Below are 1,004 nucleotides of genomic sequence, written 5' to 3' on the forward strand. Positions count from 1 at the left end.
GAAATAAGGGACAATCAAAAATTACTATTTCCCGATGCTTTAAACACTTCTGATAATCAAGTGAAAACCCAAAGAGATCAAGTAGTATTATGTCCAAGTTTAATAAAAAAGTTATATGAAGAACATAAAAAAGTTACTTCGAAAATCAAAGGGGCTAACACTCCAGCTCTATTTATCTCTTCTGGAACGAAAGGCTCAATCACTGGTAAGACATATTCTCGACGTTTTGAAAAGGTTAAAGATGCTTTCTTAGAATCAGTTCTCAAAAGTGGCAATCAACAAGATTATTTACTTTTAACTTCTAATACTTGGTCCACGCACATTGGTAGAGGCATATTTACAAATATACTACTAGATTTAGGCCTGAGCGCGACTCAAGTTGCGTTGGCCCGTGGTGATAGAAATATCAATTCTGCGCTTCATTATGTTGACGAACATACTATGCTAAGTACTGTACAAGACGCTATTAATAACTTCCGAATTTTATTATAAGGGGGGCGAGTTTGAAATGGAGAATCTTAACGAAAAATTAAATTTCGGAGAGGTGCAAATTTTATTATATGATATTAGCCCTCTTCAACTTCGAAGGATTTTTGAGCAATACCAATTAATAGGGGAGAAAAAAGGACGTTACACTTATTATGATGCTCAAAAAATTGCTTTTATGTACGTACAAAAACGCTCGTTTAAACATGTACATTTTTAATTCCCCCTATATATTATAACTTTACTTGGAGGGACGAGCATGATAGCTTTGTTCGGTCAGCCACCCCTTATTATAGCAGGCTTCTGGCTACCGAATCGTGCGAGTAGACGTCTCCATGTCAAGTTGTAATTATTCATAAACATGAATAGAGAAATGTAATTTGAGCGTAAATGTAAATGCTTAAGTGAGCAAAAATGTACATTTTGATGCTGACATTTATAATCACATTACACTTTCGCCAAAAGATGCAGAAATTTTAATTAAACACATTAGAGAAAAAATAACCCTTTTCTCTAAT

The 1,004-nt window shown here is 34.2% G+C and carries 1 pseudogene; it reads left to right on the forward strand.

Annotated features, from left to right (window positions below):
• A pseudogene (locus QI30_RS20630) lies at positions 1-492 on the forward strand (site-specific integrase); the annotation flags it as partial.
• Between the last annotated feature and the right edge of the window lie 512 nt (positions 493-1,004).

It is taken from the genome of Candidatus Kurthia intestinigallinarum (genome assembly GCF_003991225.1).
GTDB lineage: Bacteria > Bacillota > Bacilli > Bacillales_A > Planococcaceae > Kurthia > Kurthia populi.